1 protein-coding gene is annotated in these 418 nt (G+C 42.1%); it reads right to left on the bottom strand.

The genetic code is table 11. The annotated features are described in order from the left end of the window. Positions 1 to 418: ATP-binding cassette domain-containing protein (locus NE664_14595; GenBank protein MCQ4727864.1), on the bottom strand; the 418-nt coding region annotated here is incomplete at both ends.

Below are 418 nucleotides of genomic sequence, written 5' to 3'. Positions count from 1 at the left end.
GGAAAGCCTTCTGACATCTGCCTTTATATTGGGAATGGCACCAAACAGTCCCCTTGTGTAAGGATGAGTTGGATGTTCAAAAATTTCCTCCTTACTTCCCTGTTCAATAATCTTTCCTGCATATACAATGGCAACCTCATCACTCACCTTTGCCACAACACCTAAATCGTGGGTAATCATAATCATAGATGTATTATATTTTTTTCTTAATTCATTAATCATTTCCAACACCTGCGCCTGAATAGTTACATCCAGCGCAGTAGTTGGTTCATCTGCCAGCAAAAGTTCAGGGCTGCAGGCAAGTGCAATAGCTATAATAACCCTCTGCTTCATACCACCTGAAAACTGATGCGGATACTCATTATAGCGTTCTCTCGTAATGCCTACCATTTCCAACATTTCAGCCGCACGCTCAGCC

This window comes from Anaerotignum faecicola, assembly GCA_024460105.1.
GTDB lineage: Bacteria > Bacillota > Clostridia > Lachnospirales > Anaerotignaceae > JANFXS01.
The sequence above is the reverse complement of the archived record's forward strand: the minus strand, read 5'-3'. Positions and strand labels throughout refer to the sequence as shown.